A 16,301-nucleotide genomic window follows, 5' to 3' on the forward strand; every position below is an offset into this window, starting at 1 on the left:
AGCGGTTCCGGGCCCCTTCCCATGCCGGCTCGCTCAGCCGTCCTCAGGACTCCGCCGGACCGACAACAGGTCCTCCAACTGCTCCTCGCGCGCCTGGGCGGCCACGAACAGCAGCTCGTCACCGGCCTCCAGGGACTCCTCGGGGCTCGGCGTCAGCACCCGCGTACCGCGGATGATCGTCACCAGCGAGGTGTCCTCGGGCCAGGCCACATCGCCGACGCGGGTACCGGCCAGCGCCGACTCCGGCGGCAGCGTCAGCTCCACCAGGTTGGCGTCGCCGTGGCTGAAGCGCAGCAGCCGGACCAGATCGCCGACGCTCACCGCCTCCTCGACCAGGGCCGACATCAGACGCGGCGTCGAGACGGCGACGTCCACGCCCCAGGACTCGTTGAACAGCCACTCGTTCTTCGGGTTGTTCACCCGGGCCACCACACGCGGCACGCCGTACTCGGTCTTGGCGAGCAGCGAGACGACCAGGTTGACCTTGTCGTCCCCGGTCGCGGCGATCACCACGTTGCACCGCTGCAACGCCGCCTCGTCCAGCGAGGTGATCTCACAGGCGTCCGCGAGCAGCCACTCGGCCATCGGGACCCGCTCCACCGAGATGGCGGTCGGCGCCTTGTCGATCAGCAGCACCTCGTGCCCGTTCTCCAGCAGCTCGGTGGCGATGGAACGGCCCACCGCACCCGCCCCGGCAATCGACACACGCATCAGTGACCGTCCTCCTCGGGACCCTGGGCGAAGGCCTCTTCGACCTTGGCGATCTCGTCCGTACGCATCATCACGTGGACCAGGTCGCCTTCCTGGAGGACGGTCTGCGAGGTCGGCAGTATGGCCTCGCCCAACCGGGTGAGGAAGGCCACGCGGACCCCCGTCTCCTCCTGGAGCGTGCTGATCTTGTGGCCGATCCAGGACGGCGTCGTGTGCACCTCGGCGAGCTGCACACCTCCGCTCGGATCGCGCCACAGGGGCTCCGCGCCCGACGGCAGCAGCCGCCGCAGCATCTGGTCCGCCGTCCAGCGCACGGTCGCCACGGTGGGGATGCCGAGACGCTGGTAGACCTCGGCGCGCTTGGGGTCGTAGATCCGCGCCGCGACGTTCTCGATGGAGAACATCTCGCGGGCCACCCGGGCCGCGATGATGTTGGAGTTGTCGCCGCTGCTGACCGCGGCGAACGCCCCGGCGTCCTCGATGCCCGCCTCGCGGAGGGTGTCCTGGTCGAAACCGACCCCGGTGACCCGGCGACCGCCGAAACCGGACCCGAGGCGACGGAACGCCGTGGGGTCCTGGTCGATCACCGCGACGGTGTGCCCCTGCTGTTCCAGGGTCTGCGCGAGAGCGGCACCGACGCGCCCGCAGCCCATGATGACGATGTGCACTGTGCGCCTACCCCGCCGTCCTGGTCATCCGGCTGACCTGCGAAAACACGCTGCTCACACTTCTCTCTCAGCTTGCTGGGCAAACAACGGGGCACACACCCGCGGTGTGGCCCGGAGTCGAGCTTATGCGCCGGGGAGGCCCCTGCCTCATCCGCGGGTCCGTATCCTCGCGCACTCCGGTAAAGGGAAAGCAAAACAGGGTGGGCGGGTGCAAGGATCGCGTTAAGGAATGGCAGGGCTTTCTCGGCCGACCGCAGGAGATTGCGGGGCCACGTCGAAAGGGCGTGCGTTTCGGCCACGGGCTGCGCTTACGATCCTCACCGTGTCCAAACTGACCGACGTGCCCAAACGGATCCTGATCGGCCGGGCGCTGCGCAGCGACAAGCTTGGGGAGACCCTTCTCCCCAAGCGCATCGCGCTCCCCGTCTTCGCGTCCGACCCGTTGTCCTCGGTGGCGTACGCACCCGGAGAAGTCCTCCTCGTGCTGTCCATCGCGGGGGTGTCGGCGTACCACTTCAGCCCCTGGATCGCCCTCGCGGTCGTCGTGCTCATGTTCACGGTCGTCGCCTCCTACCGGCAGAACGTCCACGCCTACCCGAGCGGCGGCGGCGACTACGAGGTCGCCACCACCAACCTCGGCCCGAAGGCCGGACTGACCGTCGCCAGCGCCCTGCTCGTCGACTACGTCCTCACCGTCGCGGTGTCGATCTCCTCCGGCGTCGAGAACCTCGGCTCCGCGATCCCGTTCGTCATCGAGCACAAGACGCTCTGCGCGATCGGCGCCATCGTTCTGCTCACCCTGATGAATCTGCGCGGAGTCAGGGAATCCGGAAAGCTCTTCGCGATTCCCACGTACCTTTTCGTGGCCGGCGTCTTCGTGATGATCCTGTGGGGCGCGTTCCGGGGGCTGGTCCTCGGCGACACGATGCACGCCCCCACCTCCGACTTCGAGATCAAACCCGAACACGAGGGACTGGCCGGTTTCGCGCTTGTCTTCCTTCTCCTGCGGGCCTTCTCCTCCGGCTGCGCCGCCCTCACCGGCGTCGAGGCGATCAGCAACGGAGTGCCCGCCTTCCGCAAGCCCAAGAGCAAGAACGCCGCGACCACGCTCGCCGCGATGGGCCTGCTCGCCGTCACCATGTTCTGCGGGATCATCGGCCTGGCCATGGCCACCGACGTCAAGATGGCCGAGAACCCGGCCGTGGACCTGATCCGCGACGGCACCCCGGTCGGCGCAGGCTTCACCCAGGACCCGGTGATCTCCCAGGTCGCCGAGGCGGTCTTCGGTCATGGCTCGTTCCTCTTCATGGTCCTCGCCACCGCGACCGCGCTCGTCCTCTTCCTGGCGGCGAACACCGCGTACAACGGCTTCCCGCTGCTCGGCTCGATCCTCGCCCAGGACCGCTACCTGCCGCGCCAGCTGCACACCCGCGGCGACCGCCTCGCGTTCTCCAACGGCATCGTCCTGCTGGCCGGCGCGGCCATCCTGCTCGTCTGGATCTACGACGCCGACACCACGCACCTGATCCAGCTCTACATCGTCGGGGTGTTCGTCTCCTTCACCCTCAGCCAGACCGGCATGGTCCGGCACTGGAACCGCCTGCTGGCCGACGAACGCGACCCGGCCAAGCGCCGCCACATGGTCCGCTCCCGCGCCATCAACGCCTTCGGCGCGACCTTCACCGGCCTGGTCCTCGTCGTGGTCCTGGCCACCAAGTTCACCCACGGCGCCTGGGTGGCCCTGCTCGGCATGGTCATCTTCTACGGCACGATGACCGCGATCCGGAAGCACTACGACCGGGTCGCCGCCGAGATCTCCGCCGACGAGGCCCCCACCGACGAGACCCTGCGCCCCTCCCGCGTGCACGCGATCGTGCTGGTCTCCAAGCTCCACCGCCCCACGCTGCGCGCCCTCGCCTACGCGAAACTGATCCGCGCCGACCACCTGGAGGCGCTCTCCATCAGCGTCGACCCGGCCGAGACGAAGGCGCTGCGCGAGGACTGGGAACGACGCGGCATCAACGTCCCGCTCAAGATCCTCGACTCCCCGTACCGCGAGGTGACCCGCCCGGTCATCGAGTACGTCAAGGGCCTGCGCCGCCAGAGCCCGCGCGACGTGATCAGCGTGTACATCCCGGAGTACGTGGTCGGCCACTGGTACGAGCACCTGCTGCACAACCAGAGCGCCCTGCGCCTCAAGGGCCGCCTGCTGTTCACCCCCGGCGTGATGGTTACCTCGGTCCCGTACCAGCTCCAGTCCTCCGAGGCCGCGAAGAAGCGGGCCCGCAGGCGTGCGGACTGGAGCGCTCCGGGATCGGTCCGCCGGGGCCCGGTGGAACGCGGCCACAAGGAGCCGCACCGCAGGATGCCGCACCGCAAGGGGTGAACGAACGGGGCGACGGCGGGTCCGGGCGGCGGCGGGTTGACGGACCGGGCGGGACGGCGGCTGATCGTGGTCAGCACCCTCACGGCACCCGCGTAGACTGGTGGGCTGTCGTCCGGCCGCACGCTCGACCGCTTACCCCCTTCCTCCCTGGAGCCTCCCCACATGCAGAACGAACCCACGTCGTCGCTGGTCGGGGAGGAGTACGAGGTCGAGGTCGGGCCCGTCGCGCACGGCGGCCACTGCATCGCCCGCACCGCCGAGAACCAGGTCCTCTTCGTCCGCCACACGCTGCCCGGCGAGAAGATCATCGCCAAGGTCACCGACGGCGACACGGACTCCCGCTTCCTGCGGGCCGACGCGGTACGGATCATCGAGCCGTCCAAGGACCGGGTCGAGGCGCCGTGCCCGTACGCCGGTCCCGGCATGTGCGGCGGCTGCGACTGGCAGCACGCCAAGCCGGGCGCGCAGCGCCGCCTCAAGGGCGAGGTGATCGCCGAGCAGCTCCAGCGCCTGGCGGGCCTGACCCCCGAGGAGGCCGGCTGGGACGGCACGGTCATGCCCGCCGAGGGCGACAAGCTCCCCGCGGGCGAGGTACCGGCCTGGCGCACCCGGGTCCAGTACGCCATCGACGCCGAGGGCCGCGCGGGCCTGCGCAAGCACCGCTCGCACGACGTCCAGCCGATCGACCACTGCCTGATCGCCGCGCCGGGCGTCTCCGAACTCGGCGTGGAGAAGCGCGAGTGGCCCCAGATCGCCGCGGTGGAGGCCATCACCGCCACCGGCTCCAACGACCGCCAGGTCATCCTCACCCCGAAGCCCGGCGGCCGACTGCCCCTGGTCGAGCTGGACAAGCCGGTCTCGGTACTCCGGGTCGACGAGAAGGACGGCGGCGTCCACCGCGTCCACGGCCGCGCCTTCGTCCGCGAACGCGCCGACGACCGCACCTACCGCGTCGGCTCCGGCGGCTTCTGGCAGGTCCACCCGCAGGCGGCCAACACCCTGGTCCGCGCGGTCATGCAGGGCCTGCTGCCCCGCAAGAACGACACCGCCCTCGACCTCTACTGCGGCGTCGGCCTGTTCGCCGGCGCCATCGGCCAGCGCATCGGCGAGAAGGGCGCGGTCCTCGGCATCGAGTCCGGCAAACGCGCGGTCGAGGACGCCCGCCACAACCTGAAGGACCTCGACCGGGTCCGCATCGAACACGGCAAGGTCGACCAGGTCCTGCCCCGCACGGGCATCACGGAGTGCGACCTGATCGTCCTGGACCCGCCGCGCGCGGGCGCCGGCAAGCAGGTCGTCAAGCAGCTGTCGGGCCTGGGCGCCCGCAAGATCGCCTATGTGGCCTGCGACCCGGCGGCACTGGCGCGGGACCTGGCGTACTTCGCGGAGGGCGGGTACAGGGTGCGGACGCTGCGGGCGTTCGATCTGTTTCCTATGACGCATCATGTGGAGTGCGTGGCGATCCTTGAACCGGCCGCAAAAAGCTCCTGAACTGCGGTTTTGTTCGTGCGCAGTATGTGTGTTACGGGCGATATCTTGACGCTCGTTCTGATGAGGTGTCGGGCAACCGTTGGGCGGATCAGGTCCCCGGAAGGGGGGTGTGTCGGTCACCAGGTGCTGCGTGGTCGCTGCCACGATCAGCTGCCTGAGGGGAGCGGGGCCTCGATGCGTAGTCGACATTGTGTGAGCGCCCACGAGGGGCTGCGCTTCGGGTAGACAAACCAGCCCACGGCAAGGAAATCGCGAGCGCGATCTACGGACAGCGTGACCCTCAGACTGGCTTCCCCCCTTCGCGAAAAGCTCAAGGCCGTGGTGTTCGACGCGAACGCCTAAGGCTACGCGCGACCTGACCTCGACCAACTGGAGCGCCTGGCCGCGCGACTTGCCGGCATAGGCGTCAAGACCTGGATACCCGAGACCGTCGCTTGGGAGTGGGCCGAACACTTGGTACTTGACTGGCAGATCCTGAAAAGTGCCGCGTCCACCGAACGTTGGCGACTCCAGCAGGCTGGCCTCAGCGTGCCCGTGTCGGACTACCCAGACCGCGACGAGGTGATCGCGGCGGTGCTCGCCAACCTGGCGAAGATCCCCAATGTGGAGATCATCGAGCTCACTGGTCGAAGTGCGATCGAAGGCTTGAGGGACCAGGTCCGTCTCTGCCCCCCGGCCAAGCTCAAGGGAGCCAGGGCAGCCGACCACAGCACGGGGGAGGAGGAATCGCGGGGGGGGGGGGGGCAAGACTGGCGCCAGCGACCGTGCCTGGATCCGCGACGTGCTGGAACGTGCCGCCCCGGACGAGATTGTCATCGTCAGCGGCGACCGTGACGTACTGGCCGCCTTCACAGCCTGGAACAAAGCCAGCACCGGAGATGCGCCGACTTGAGGACCTCAAGCCCACCCTCTTCGACTTCACCGTGGACGATGGCCACGCACGCTCCGCCGTCATCCGCTATCTCCGTGATCAGCTACCGGCACAGCTTGACAGTGACCCAATCGGCATCGGCCGAATCGAAGCTGGCTCGCTGGCTGCCACCGCCTCCACCGACGCTACGAACGCAAAGCCGACCACTACCTCGCCTTCACCAGCATCGCCTGCACCCTCATCTGCTACCGCAGACTCACCAAATGAGATGACTTCTAAGGCGCAGGAGCTGATCGAGCGGCTTGCGGGGCTGGTCAGGCATCTGAAGGGGATGGGGTGGCAGAGGTCTCCCCCGCAGGAACGCTGACCCCGTGAAAGGTCATGACGATGTATGGGGCGCCTGGCAGGGGCACTCCACCCCACGAGTGCTTTCAGATCCCAGTGCGTCGGCTCGATCAACAACCGCATGCCCCGTCTGTGGACCCAGCCGCTTCCCTCTTGGCGCCGCGGCGGTTCCCTCGTACGACTACTTTCAGTAGCCAGCGTTTACCTTAGGGATGTAGCAGGGACGCCAGGCACGATTCCTCACCCGTTGGTGACTGACCCAGCATGCATCACGGGCCTGACAATCGGGACGGAAGGAGGCTTCCCTGACCAGGGCAGCCCCCCGAACGTCACCGCCGAACGCTCGGGCTTTTTTCCTGATTCGGCGCACGCCCTTTCGATCGTCCGGCAGCCAGCCGTGGGCAAGGCCTGTGGCGGGTGTGTCGGAGAATGGCAAGGTCTGCGAGGTGTATCGCTGTTCATATCGGGGACCGTGGTCGACCATGGGCAGGTCCGTTGGGTCGGCCGAGACGCCGGCCTAGGCATGGGGCGCAGTCGGGGATGATGATGGGCTGACTTGTTCCCACAAGGAGTCCTCAAAGTGCTCGACTGGCCCCACTGCCCGAGGGGGGCGAACTACATCGATTGGCAGCATGACCAGTGCGGTTGTGCCATTCGAGTCAGACGGGCGCAGCTGGATCCGGATGCCGTGACGCAGCGAGAGGCGGCTGACCACGAACAGACCCATGCGGCGCGAGACGGAGACGTCGACGATGGGAGGCGATGCCAGCCGTTCATTGATGTGGTCGAGTTCCTCGGGCGGGATTCCGATGCCGGTGTCGTGGATCTCGATCAGTACGCGGCCGTCGGGCAGGGCGTTGCCGGTGACGTAGACCTTGGTGTGTGGCGGAGAAAATGAGGCGGCGTTCTCCAGGAGCTCGGCAAGCAGGTGCACGCAGTCGTTGACGACCCGCCCACCAATTTCGGTGCCCGGGATGTGGCTTAGTTCGATGCGTTCGTATTGCTCCACCTCGGAGGTGGCGGCGCGGAGCACGTCTACCAGCGGGACCGGTCGGGTCCAGCGCCGGCCGGGCTCCTCGCCCGCGAGGACGAGGAGGTTCTCGCCGTTGCGTCGCATGCGGGTTGCGAGGTGGTCCAGCTTGAACAGTGAGGATAGCTGTTCGCGGTCCTTCTCTTGTTCCTCCAACTCGGAGATGAGCGAGAGCTGACGCTGAATGAGACCCTGTGAACGGCGCGAGAGGTTGGTGAAGATCGCATTGACGTTGCCCCGCAGCAGAGCCTGTTCACCTGCCAGCCGCGCGGACTCGCGCAGCAGCGAATCGATCGCGGACGCCAACTGGGCGGCCTCCGCGCTGGAGTAGCTGCCCACGGAAGGGATCGATAAGTCGACGTCCTGAGGGTCCGCCTCGCTTAGCTGCATGACAAGTCGAGGGATGTGTACTCGGGCAGCCAATGAAGTCTGCTCACGCAGCCGGGCCAGCTCTCCGGAGGAAGTGCGTTTCCACCAACGTGACTTGGCCGGGCCGGAGTCAGCCTCCGCGGGAGTGGGCGGCGGCTCCGACTCCTCGCCCGCGAGGACATCCTCCAGCGCCTGCTCGGCCGTGGCCAGGGCGCGGGTCACTTCCTTCTCCAGCTGGAGGCTGATCACGCGATCACGGCTGGCCAGTCGCAGCTCCACCAGATGGTCCTGGAGGAGCTCGTCCAACTGATCCCGCTCCACAAGGGCCATATCCCGCTCCTGCCGGAGCTGCTTGGCATCGCGGAGACCGCTGGCCGCCACCGTCTCGAGCTCGCGCAATCCGGCAAGCAGTTCCTGCTGACGCTGCTGCTCGACGGTGATCTGCTCCTGCAGCTCGAAGACGGTTTGCTCGGCGGCCGTCAGCCTGGTGCGTGCCTCGTCCAACTCATCGCGCAGTACGTATACCTCGTGCCGTTGCGGCTCGTAGACCAGACAGGCGGCCAGGTACTCGGCGCGTACGGCAGCCATGACCTGAGGCTTTAGTCGTGCACCGGTCTGCTTGTCGATCGCATCGTCGAGGCTTTTCAGGAAGCTGATCTCTGGAATCCGCTGACCGTTGAAGTAGCGGGAGAGGGTACTGGCGTCGATGCCAAGTAGGCCCTCCAAACCCAGCAGGGTGAGGCCCAGGCTGTTGTAGAACTCGCGGAGGCGATTCGCCCAGACCGTCATCTCTGGGCCCAGCTTCGGGTCCAACGCGCCCATCGGACGTCCACGCCGTCGTTCTTGCATCCCTCGCAACAACCCCCTTCTTACCTGCATCCTCCCAGTGGTTGGTGCCGGGCTGCGGCAAGAATGACCAAACCGATCTTGTCCCTGGTGCATGAATTCCCGGATCGTGAAGCTTCCCCTGTACGCCGTGGGTGCGTGCGTGAACAGGAGGAGCGAGATGCACACCGTGGGCGAGATCCTCAGCTTGGGGACGGCCGGGTTGCAGTTGGCCGCAGCCGTATTCGGAGTCTGTGCGGCACGGAGGGCACACCGCCGTCGCCGGGCGACCCCGGATCATCTTGATGCCGGCGACAGCGGCAACTGACCTCAGGTCGAGGGCTGTCGGCGAGGCCCCGCTGCCCTCTCAGCTCGACGGATGGGACCGGCCGTGGAGATGCCTGATCTCCCTACGCCGTGGGGAACTCGCCGAAGTGGGGTGATTCTTCTGACCCGCAGTTCTGCAGGGGCGCGTGACGAACGTCCTCTCGGCTCTCCTTGAGAAGGCAGAGGTCAGTGCGACGGAGCGGGAGCTGCGCGCTCATGGTACGGCTGCTCTTTCTGCCTGCTGGGTCATCCGCGCGGCGCGCACGATTGCCCGCAGTTACCGGCGTAACTCCTTCTTGCTCGACATCCACGTCGTCACGGCTGACGGCATCCCCAAGCCCATTGCTGAGGTGGTCCGAGGCGACAGAGTGCGGGCGGCCAACGATGTGACGGGTGGGATCACGTTCTCACCCGTCACCGACGTGGTCATCGGCGACGGGCTCAAGTCTTCCAACGCTCCGAACTGGAGAGACTTGCGTACTCCGACGAAGTACAAGTCGAAGCAGGCTGCCATCGCGGCCGCACGGCCGGACGCCCGGGTGGGGGGGGGCTGCCGTTGCCGTGAGGTCTGTTCCTCGGGCAACCACGTGCACGTCGACTACTTCAACAGTCGCGGGCATATCTCCCACACCCGTCACGACACCTGGTGACGCGAAAGGACCGCTGACACATCAGATCAGGAAGGCCTCGACTTTCTCCGACCCCGAGGGACTGACACCGCCCACGAGTATTCCCGGCGCGCTCAACGAGTTCGTCGCAGCCCTGACCGAGCACGCGGAGGTCATGTCCAGCCAAGACGTTCCACCCCGAGCGCGCCGTCCCGTCATCGAACGGGTACGAGCTGCCGCGGGACGGTAGGGCTGAACTGCTGGACTTGCGGAATGAATTCACGAGGCGATGCACCTTTCTCGGAAGTCAAACGATCACCCTATGGAAGCGGTTGAGACAGCTGCACAACGGTCCCGGATCGGCGCGGTCGGCAAGGCTCATCTCGGCAGCCGCCCGGCGGCGGCGACCTTGCGCGGCGCGGCGTTCGCAGCCTGAGCATCGCCCGCGAGGCGGGTGCCGCCCACGGGCTGTTGCTGCAGCGAGAATTGCAGATCACTCAGCCCGCCAGCCCGCGTAGCGTGCCTGCGGCCGTTCGTCTACGACCAGCGCATATCCAAGGCGGACAGCTCCTCGCCTTCTGAAGCGATAGCTTCCCGGCCTTGACTTGCTGCTGGTTGATCCAGGCTCCGGACCGTACGGTTTCGCCGTCGGCCTGCTCCCTGTGGCTGCGGGGCACGTTGAGGTGGCCCTCGCGTGCGTGGCACTGGGCAGCCGCCCTCAAGGTGGTTGGCCCGCATCTCTTCGCGGGTCCGCTTCACCCTGCCGGAGGCCTGCGTGATCCCGAGTGTGGTAGCCGCTCATCTGGCCGAACGAGCACGCAGTCGAGGAACGGCTGTGCGGGATGCTCGGTCGCGAACGTTGTCTGATGCGGCACGAGCAGAAGCGCGGCCCCGGCTCTCTTTGACGCTCATCTGACGCTCGGGCGACTTCACCGGTCGCCGATGAGGCAGGAATAGGCCCTCTGGCCTCTGCTTTCCCCAGTTCCCGCTCTCCGCGACATCCTTCCGATGACGCACCATGTGGAGTGCGTGGCCATTCTCGAGCCCGCCGCAAAAGGCATCTGACCCGGAAGCGGTGCTCTCACCCCTTCAGCCGCACCGGCAACTTCCGCACACTGTTCCCCACGAACGAGGCGTGCCGCGGTAGTTCCGGCTCCGGGACCGCGAGGTCCAGGGTCGGGAAGCGGGTGAAGAGCTGTTCCAGGGCTGTGGTGCTCTCCAGACGGGCCAGGGGCGCGCCCATGCAGTAGTGCGCGCCGTGTCCCAGGGAGAGATGGCGGGAATCGCCGGTGCGGGTGATGTCGAAGCGTGCCGCGTCCGGGCCGTGGGCTCGTGTGTCGCGGCCGGCCGCCGAGTACCCCGCGAGGACCGGGGTGCCCCGGGGGATCACGGTGCCGTCCAGGGTCAGGTCGCGGGTCGGGTAGCGGAAGGGGAAGTAGCTGACCGGGCTGTCCCAGCGCAGGGTCTCCTCCACCACGTCCGCCCAGCTCGCCGCGCCGGTCAGGACCAGGTCGAGCTGGTCCCGGTGGGTGCACAGGGCGCGTACGGCGTTCGTGATCAGGTTCAGCGTCGTCTCGTGTCCCGCGATGATGGTCAGCATCAGCGTGCCGATCAGCTCGTGCGGGCTGAACCGGTCGCCGTCCTCCTCGCGGGCCGCGATCATCGCGCTGGTGAGGTCGTCCCCCGGGTCGGCCGCCCGGGCGGCCGCGACCGCGCTCAGGACCTCCACCATCTCCCGGTTGGCCGCCATCGCCTCGGCCGGCTCGATGTCCGTGGCCACGATCTGGTTGGAGAGGTGGTGCAGCCGGTCGTGGTGGGCCTCGTCCACGCCCAGCAGTTCGCAGATGACGCCCATCGGCAGCGGCAGCGCGAAGTGGGTGCGCAGATCGACGACGCCGTCCTCGGTGGCGGCCGCCTCCAGGTTGCTCAGCAGGCGGGATGTCAGCTCCGCCACGTACGGGCGGAGTTCCTCGACCCGGCGGGCCGTGAACGCCTTGCTCATCAGCGACCGCAGCCGCCGGTGGTCGGCGCCGTCCGCGGTCGTCATCCCCTGCACCGTGGCGAACGTCTTGAGCGGCCAGCCGTCGGCGATCTCCCCGGCCTGGAGCGCTGTGAAGTGCTGCGCGTTCTTGGCGACGTCGGGGTGCGCGAGGAATTCCTTGAGCGCGTCGTGGCCCAGCACTGCCATCCCCCGCACCTCGCCGGGGAGGACCACCGGGGTGACCGCCCCCCGGGCCAGCAGCCGGGCGTTGGCCGCGTGCGGGCAGCCCCCGGCCGGGTCCAGGCGGTGCGGGTGGTCGGCCGGGGGGTTCAGCGGTGACGTGTTCAACAGGGCTCCTGGTCTTCGGAGGGACGGGGACAAGCCGAGGAAGGACGGGCTCCGGACGGGTCAGTGCGGCCGGGCCTGTGACCGCACCGCGTTCCGGTGCGGCCACGCCGGGGCGGGGGCCTCGGTCGGCAGGGAGGGCACCGGGCCCTGCGGCAACTGCGGCGAGGTGAAGCGCACGGGCAGCGTGCCCAGGCCCTTGCTCCACGGCGAGTTGACCCACTTCAGCTCGTCTTCGGGGACCGCCAGTTCCAGGTCGGGCAGGCGGTGCCGGATCGTGTCGACCGCGGTCCGGGTGATCAGGCGGGCCGGGTCCTGGGCGGGGCAGGTGTGCGGGCCCGCGCCGAACGCCAGATGGGAGCGGTTGCCGACCACAGGGGCGCCGTCGGCCGGCAGGACCTCCGGATCGGCGTTGGCCGCCGCCAGGCCCAGGACCAGCATGTCGCCCGCCCGGATGTCCTGGCCGCCGAACCTCATGTCGCGGGTGGCGTAGCGGGCCGGGAAGTTCTGGGTGGGCGGGAAGCGCCACAGGACCAGGTCGAGTGCGTCGTCGACGCTGAGGTGGCCGCCGCTCAGCGAGGAGCGCAGCGCGGGGTCGCAGAGCAGGATGCGCAGCGAGGTGGCGATCCAGTTCACCGTGGTCTGGTTGCCCGCCACGAACATCACCACCAGGTTGTGCAGCACCTCCTCGTCGGTGAGCCGCGCCGGGTGGTGCAGCAGCGCCGAGACGATGTCCTCGCCCCTCACCCGCCGCTTCTCCTCGATCAGTGAGAGGAGGATCGCGCCCATCCGGCGACTGGCGTCCGCCGCCCCGCTGGTGGCGGAGACCAGGCCTCCCACCGCCTCCACCAGCTCCCGGCCGGTCCGGTCGTCCACCCCGAGCAGCCCGGCGATCACCCGCATCGGCAGCATGCGCGCGTACGCGGCGACGAGGTCGGCCTCGCCGTGGGCCGCGAAGCCGGTGATCAGGGCCTCGGCGGTGGCCCGGACGCTGCGGCGCAGCTCATGCCCGTTGATCCCGGCCAGCGCGTCGGAGACGGCGCCGCGCATCCTGCGGTGCTGCTGCCCGTCCGCGAAGAGCAGCGCGGGGCGCCAGCCGACCATCGGCAGGATCGGCGAGTCGGCCGGCACCCGGCCTTCGCGCAGCAGGCTCCACCGGCGCGGGTCGTGCGAGAAGTCCTGCTCCTCGCGGGTGAGCCGGAGCAGTTCGCGGTGGCCCAGGACCAGCCAGGCGTCGATGCCGGGGGCGAGGGACACCGGCGCCACCGGGCCGTGTGTGCCGCGCAGTTCCTCGTACAGCGCGGGCATCGTGTTGCCGTCGAGGCCGGGCCCGTACAGCGCGGCCGCGGTGACGGGGGCGCCGGTCACGGGGCAGCCGGCGGCCGGCCCGGCCGTGGGGTGGGGCGTGCTCATGAGGACTCCGTGGCGACGTGGATGAGGTGACGGACCAGGGCGATCAGTGCCCGGATCGATGAGGCCCGGTCCCGTGCGTCGCAGGTCACCAGCGGGGTGTCGGGCAGCAGATCGAGGGCCGTACGGATGTCGTCGGCGTCGTACCGGGGGCCGGACGGGAAGACGTTGACGGCGACCGCGAAGGGCAGGTCCAGATCCTCCAGGTTGTCCAGCGCGTCGAAAGAAGCCGCCAGGTCCCGGCTGTCCACCAGGGCGAGCGCGCCGAGCGCCCCCTTGGCCAGGTCCCGCCAGGCCGGCAGGAACCGCTGCTGGCCCGGCGTGCCGAACAGATACAGGACCAGGTCGCCGTCGATGGTCAGCCGGCCGAAGTCGAGGGCGACCGTGGTGGTCTTCTTGCCGCTGTCCCCGGCGTACGGGTCCACCCGGACGCCCGCCCGGGTCATCGACGCCTCGGTGGAGAGCGGTTCGATCTCCGACACCGTACCGATCAGCGTCGTCTTGCCCACCCCCAGCGGGCCGACGACCAGGATCTTCGCCGCGCCCGACACATTCGAGTCGAGGTACTTGCCGTTGGCCGCGGCGGTCGGCCGGTCGGCCTCGGCCAGGGTTTCAGAGGCAGCTTTCGAGACCATGGAGGACCTTTCTGAGCATGGTCACATCGGCGCGTTCGGCCGGCGGGATGGGCGGCCGGGTCACGATCAGCCCCCAGCGGAGGAGATCGGAGAGCAGCACCTGCGCGACCGATGGCGACTGGCCGAGGTGAGCGGCCACCTCGGCGACCGAGATGAGCCCCTCGCAGTGCTTCAGGATGGCGAGGTGCTCCGGCTGGAGGGTGGCGGGGAACGCCGCCTCCGCCGTCATCACCAGGGATTCCCAGGACAGCGGCTCGCCCTCGGACTCCGTGCGGCCGCGGGTGATGACATAGGGGCGGATCGCCGAGGCCCTCGGCGCCTCGGGCCGCTCTGTCGTCACGTCGCGGCGGCCTCGTCCCGGGGCAGGCTGCTCAGGTGGGCGCCGATCTTCGCCACCAGCACCTGCATCTGCTGGGCCACCAGGCCCACGTCGGCGTCCAGTTCGGTGGCGACCCCCAGGTGCGCGCCCACCCCGGCAGGGGTGAACAGCACGAACCCCTGGTCGGTCTCCAGCATCAACTGGCGTGTCGCGGCGCCCCGCCCGAACAGCAGCGCGCTGGTGGACCGGCCCGTCATCGTCATCGCCGCGCAGGCAGCCGAGAGCGACTCCGCGTCGGCGACGCTCAGGCCGGCCACCGGACCCGAGAGGTTCTCGGCGGAGGCGTGCCCGAGTCGCAACCCGTCCTCGGACACCACCACGGTGTGCCGGACGCCGGGAATCTCGGTGAGGGGGCGGAGCATCCATCCCAGGTCGGGGAGTCGAGTGATGATTCCGGTCACGGTCGGCCTCCGGCGTGCTCGTGCGGGGTACTGGGCGGGGACTGTCCGCCGCGCGGGGGCGACGCGGGTTCGGCGTCGCCGTCCGCGTCGACGGCCGCCCGGCCGCGCAGCGTCCCGGACACCACGCTGGCGATCGAGGCGCGTGCCGCCTCCGGCGTCCAGGGTTCGGCGGGCGCGCCACCGGGCTGCGGGTCTGGCGCCGAGTGCCGTGCGGTGGCCGTGGCCTGGGTGGCGCCGCGCCGGCTGCGCCGCCGGGGCAGGCCGGCCGTCGTCGGGGCGGGCACGCCGGCCGGCTCGGGGGCGTCGTCGCGTACGCCTGCCGGGGGGACGGCGGGCACGACGCGCTCGGCCGCTTCGATCGGGGGGCGGCGGTGCGCGGCGGTCCTCGGCAGCGGGTCGGTCAGCAGCCGGAACGGTACGAACATCACGGCCCGGGTGCCGCCGTACGCCGAAGACCCGCTCAGCTCCACGTTGAAGCCCAGCTCCCGGCTCCAGCGCCCGACGGACGCCAGGCCGAGCCGGGGCACCGCACCCAGGCGGGTCAGGTCCAGGTCGTCGCGAAGATGGCCGAGGGCCTGGTGCAGGACGTCCGGCGGCATCCCGAGCCCGGCGTCGTCGATCTCGATGACCGCACCGGAGCCCACCTCCCGCACGCTGACGACCACGGGGGAGCTGGACGGTGAGAACACCGTGGCGTTCTCCAGCAGTTCGGCGATGGAGTGCATCAGCCCCTCCACGGCCGGGGGCACCGCGTACAGGGTCTGTCCGCCGTGCACCTCGATCCGCCCGAACTCCACGATCCGGGACTGGGCGCCCCGTACGCAGTCGTAGAGCGAGACCGGCCGGGTCTCCCGACGGGCGGGCCAGATCCCGCACATCACCAGAAGGGTCTGCGCCTTGCGGGTCATCTGGGAGGCCGCGTGGTCGGCCTTCATCACGTTGGCCATCAGAAGAGGGTCTTCGATGGAGCGCTCGACCTCGTCCAGGACCTGCTGCTGCACGGTCGCCATCACGTGCATGGTGCGCGCCACGGATTCGAAGGCGGCCTGCACCGAGTCGCGCAGGGTGCGCTCGCGGTGCACGGCCGTGTCCGAGCCGAGTGCGACGACGACCGATTCCAGCGCCCGGCCGAACTCCTCACCGGTCTCCTCCGGCGAGGCCATCGGCCCCGGCACGCCGTCCAGTCGCTGTCCGGTGTGCAGTCGCTGGGCGATGGCCGGGACGCGTACCGCGGCCAGATGCGCCACCTCGGCGCCCCGGGCTGCGGCCACTTCGGCCTCCCGGACACGGTGTGCGCGTTCGGCGGACAGCCGCCGGGCGAGGATCAGCACGAGGGCGATCAGCAGGACGACGGCCGCGGCACAGGCTCCCGCGAGGGCCCGGTGCCACGCGGCGTCCACGGTGACGGCGGCCCACCCCGCACAGGCGGCGGCAAGCAGGGAGACGGCCCATCCGGCGACGGCGGCGCTCGCACCGGGGCCGCGTCCTGGCTTCCTCGACGGTCGGCTCACCGCAGCGG

The 16,301-nt window shown here is 69.4% G+C and carries 11 protein-coding genes and 3 pseudogenes; 4 read left to right on the forward strand and 10 right to left on the reverse strand.

What is annotated here, in order from left to right:
* Window positions 1-33: 33 nt before the first annotated feature.
* Together ACSMXR_RS28830 and ACSMXR_RS28835 are read right to left on the reverse strand one after the other, a co-directional pair.
* The gene (locus ACSMXR_RS28830) at window positions 34-711 is read right to left on the reverse strand and encodes a potassium channel family protein (protein WP_137230207.1); all 678 of its coding nucleotides are present in this window, start codon (window positions 709-711) and stop codon (window positions 34-36) included.
* Complete coding sequence (locus tag ACSMXR_RS28835) at window positions 711-1,379, reverse strand: potassium channel family protein (RefSeq protein WP_006128172.1); 669 nt, start codon at window positions 1,377-1,379, stop codon at window positions 711-713. The genes ACSMXR_RS28830 and ACSMXR_RS28835 overlap by 1 nt, the downstream gene beginning before the upstream one ends.
* Window positions 1,380-1,701: 322 nt before the next feature.
* On the opposite strand from ACSMXR_RS28835, the gene ACSMXR_RS28840 reads away from it, so the two are divergent.
* From ACSMXR_RS28840 to ACSMXR_RS28850, 3 genes and pseudogenes are all read left to right on the forward strand, one after another.
* Window positions 1,702-3,765, forward strand: coding sequence for an APC family permease (locus ACSMXR_RS28840; protein ID WP_473170206.1), 2,064 nt, complete (start codon window positions 1,702-1,704; stop codon window positions 3,763-3,765).
* A 162-nt stretch (window positions 3,766-3,927) separates the two neighbouring features.
* Window positions 3,928-5,256 (forward strand): class I SAM-dependent RNA methyltransferase, encoded by a 1,329-nt coding sequence (locus ACSMXR_RS28845; RefSeq protein WP_473170207.1) that lies wholly within the window; start codon window positions 3,928-3,930, stop codon window positions 5,254-5,256.
* 1,021 nt (window positions 5,257-6,277) lie between these two features.
* Window positions 6,278-6,394: pseudogene (locus tag ACSMXR_RS28850) on the forward strand (IS5/IS1182 family transposase); the annotation flags it as partial.
* 667 nt (window positions 6,395-7,061) lie between these two features.
* Here the strand turns inward: ACSMXR_RS28850 and ACSMXR_RS28855 are convergent.
* Both ACSMXR_RS28855 and ACSMXR_RS28860 read right to left on the reverse strand, forming a co-directional pair.
* Window positions 7,062-7,970, reverse strand: a pseudogene (locus tag ACSMXR_RS28855) (sensor histidine kinase); the annotation flags it as partial.
* A 534-nt stretch (window positions 7,971-8,504) separates the two neighbouring features.
* Window positions 8,505-8,813: pseudogene (locus ACSMXR_RS28860) on the reverse strand (helix-turn-helix domain-containing protein); the annotation flags it as partial.
* 356 nt (window positions 8,814-9,169) lie between these two features.
* On the opposite strand from ACSMXR_RS28860, the gene ACSMXR_RS28865 reads away from it, so the two are divergent.
* A complete protein-coding gene (locus tag ACSMXR_RS28865; protein WP_473170208.1) occupies window positions 9,170-9,673 on the forward strand; it encodes a hypothetical protein in 504 nt (167 codons plus the stop codon).
* A 1,039-nt stretch (window positions 9,674-10,712) separates the two neighbouring features.
* Here the strand turns inward: ACSMXR_RS28865 and ACSMXR_RS28870 are convergent.
* The 6 genes from ACSMXR_RS28870 to ACSMXR_RS28895 form a co-directional block, all read right to left on the reverse strand.
* Window positions 10,713-11,915, reverse strand: a complete 1,203-nt coding sequence (locus ACSMXR_RS28870) for a cytochrome P450 family protein (protein ID WP_473172455.1) — start codon at window positions 11,913-11,915, stop codon at window positions 10,713-10,715.
* Between the two features lie 105 nt (window positions 11,916-12,020).
* Window positions 12,021-13,370 carry a cytochrome P450 gene (locus tag ACSMXR_RS28875; RefSeq protein ID WP_473170209.1) on the reverse strand — a complete coding sequence of 450 codons (1,350 nt, stop codon included), beginning with the start codon at window positions 13,368-13,370 and terminating at the stop codon, window positions 12,021-12,023.
* A complete protein-coding gene (locus ACSMXR_RS28880; RefSeq protein ID WP_473172456.1) occupies window positions 13,367-13,918 on the reverse strand; it encodes a GTP-binding protein in 552 nt (183 codons plus the stop codon). Before ACSMXR_RS28880 ends, ACSMXR_RS28875 begins: the two co-directional genes overlap by 4 nt.
* Window positions 13,919-13,979: 61 nt before the next feature.
* Entirely contained in the window at window positions 13,980-14,342 is a 363-nt protein-coding gene (locus ACSMXR_RS28885) for a DUF742 domain-containing protein (RefSeq protein WP_473170210.1), read from the reverse strand.
* Complete coding sequence (locus tag ACSMXR_RS28890; protein WP_473170211.1) at window positions 14,339-14,782, reverse strand: roadblock/LC7 domain-containing protein; 444 nt, start codon at window positions 14,780-14,782, stop codon at window positions 14,339-14,341. The genes ACSMXR_RS28885 and ACSMXR_RS28890 overlap by 4 nt, the downstream gene beginning before the upstream one ends.
* Window positions 14,779-16,293 (reverse strand): ATP-binding protein, encoded by a 1,515-nt coding sequence (locus ACSMXR_RS28895; protein ID WP_473170212.1) that lies wholly within the window; start codon window positions 16,291-16,293, stop codon window positions 14,779-14,781. The genes ACSMXR_RS28890 and ACSMXR_RS28895 overlap by 4 nt, the downstream gene beginning before the upstream one ends.
* Between the last annotated feature and the right edge of the window lie 8 nt (window positions 16,294-16,301).

Source organism: Streptomyces sp. DSM 106670 (genome assembly GCF_055792845.1).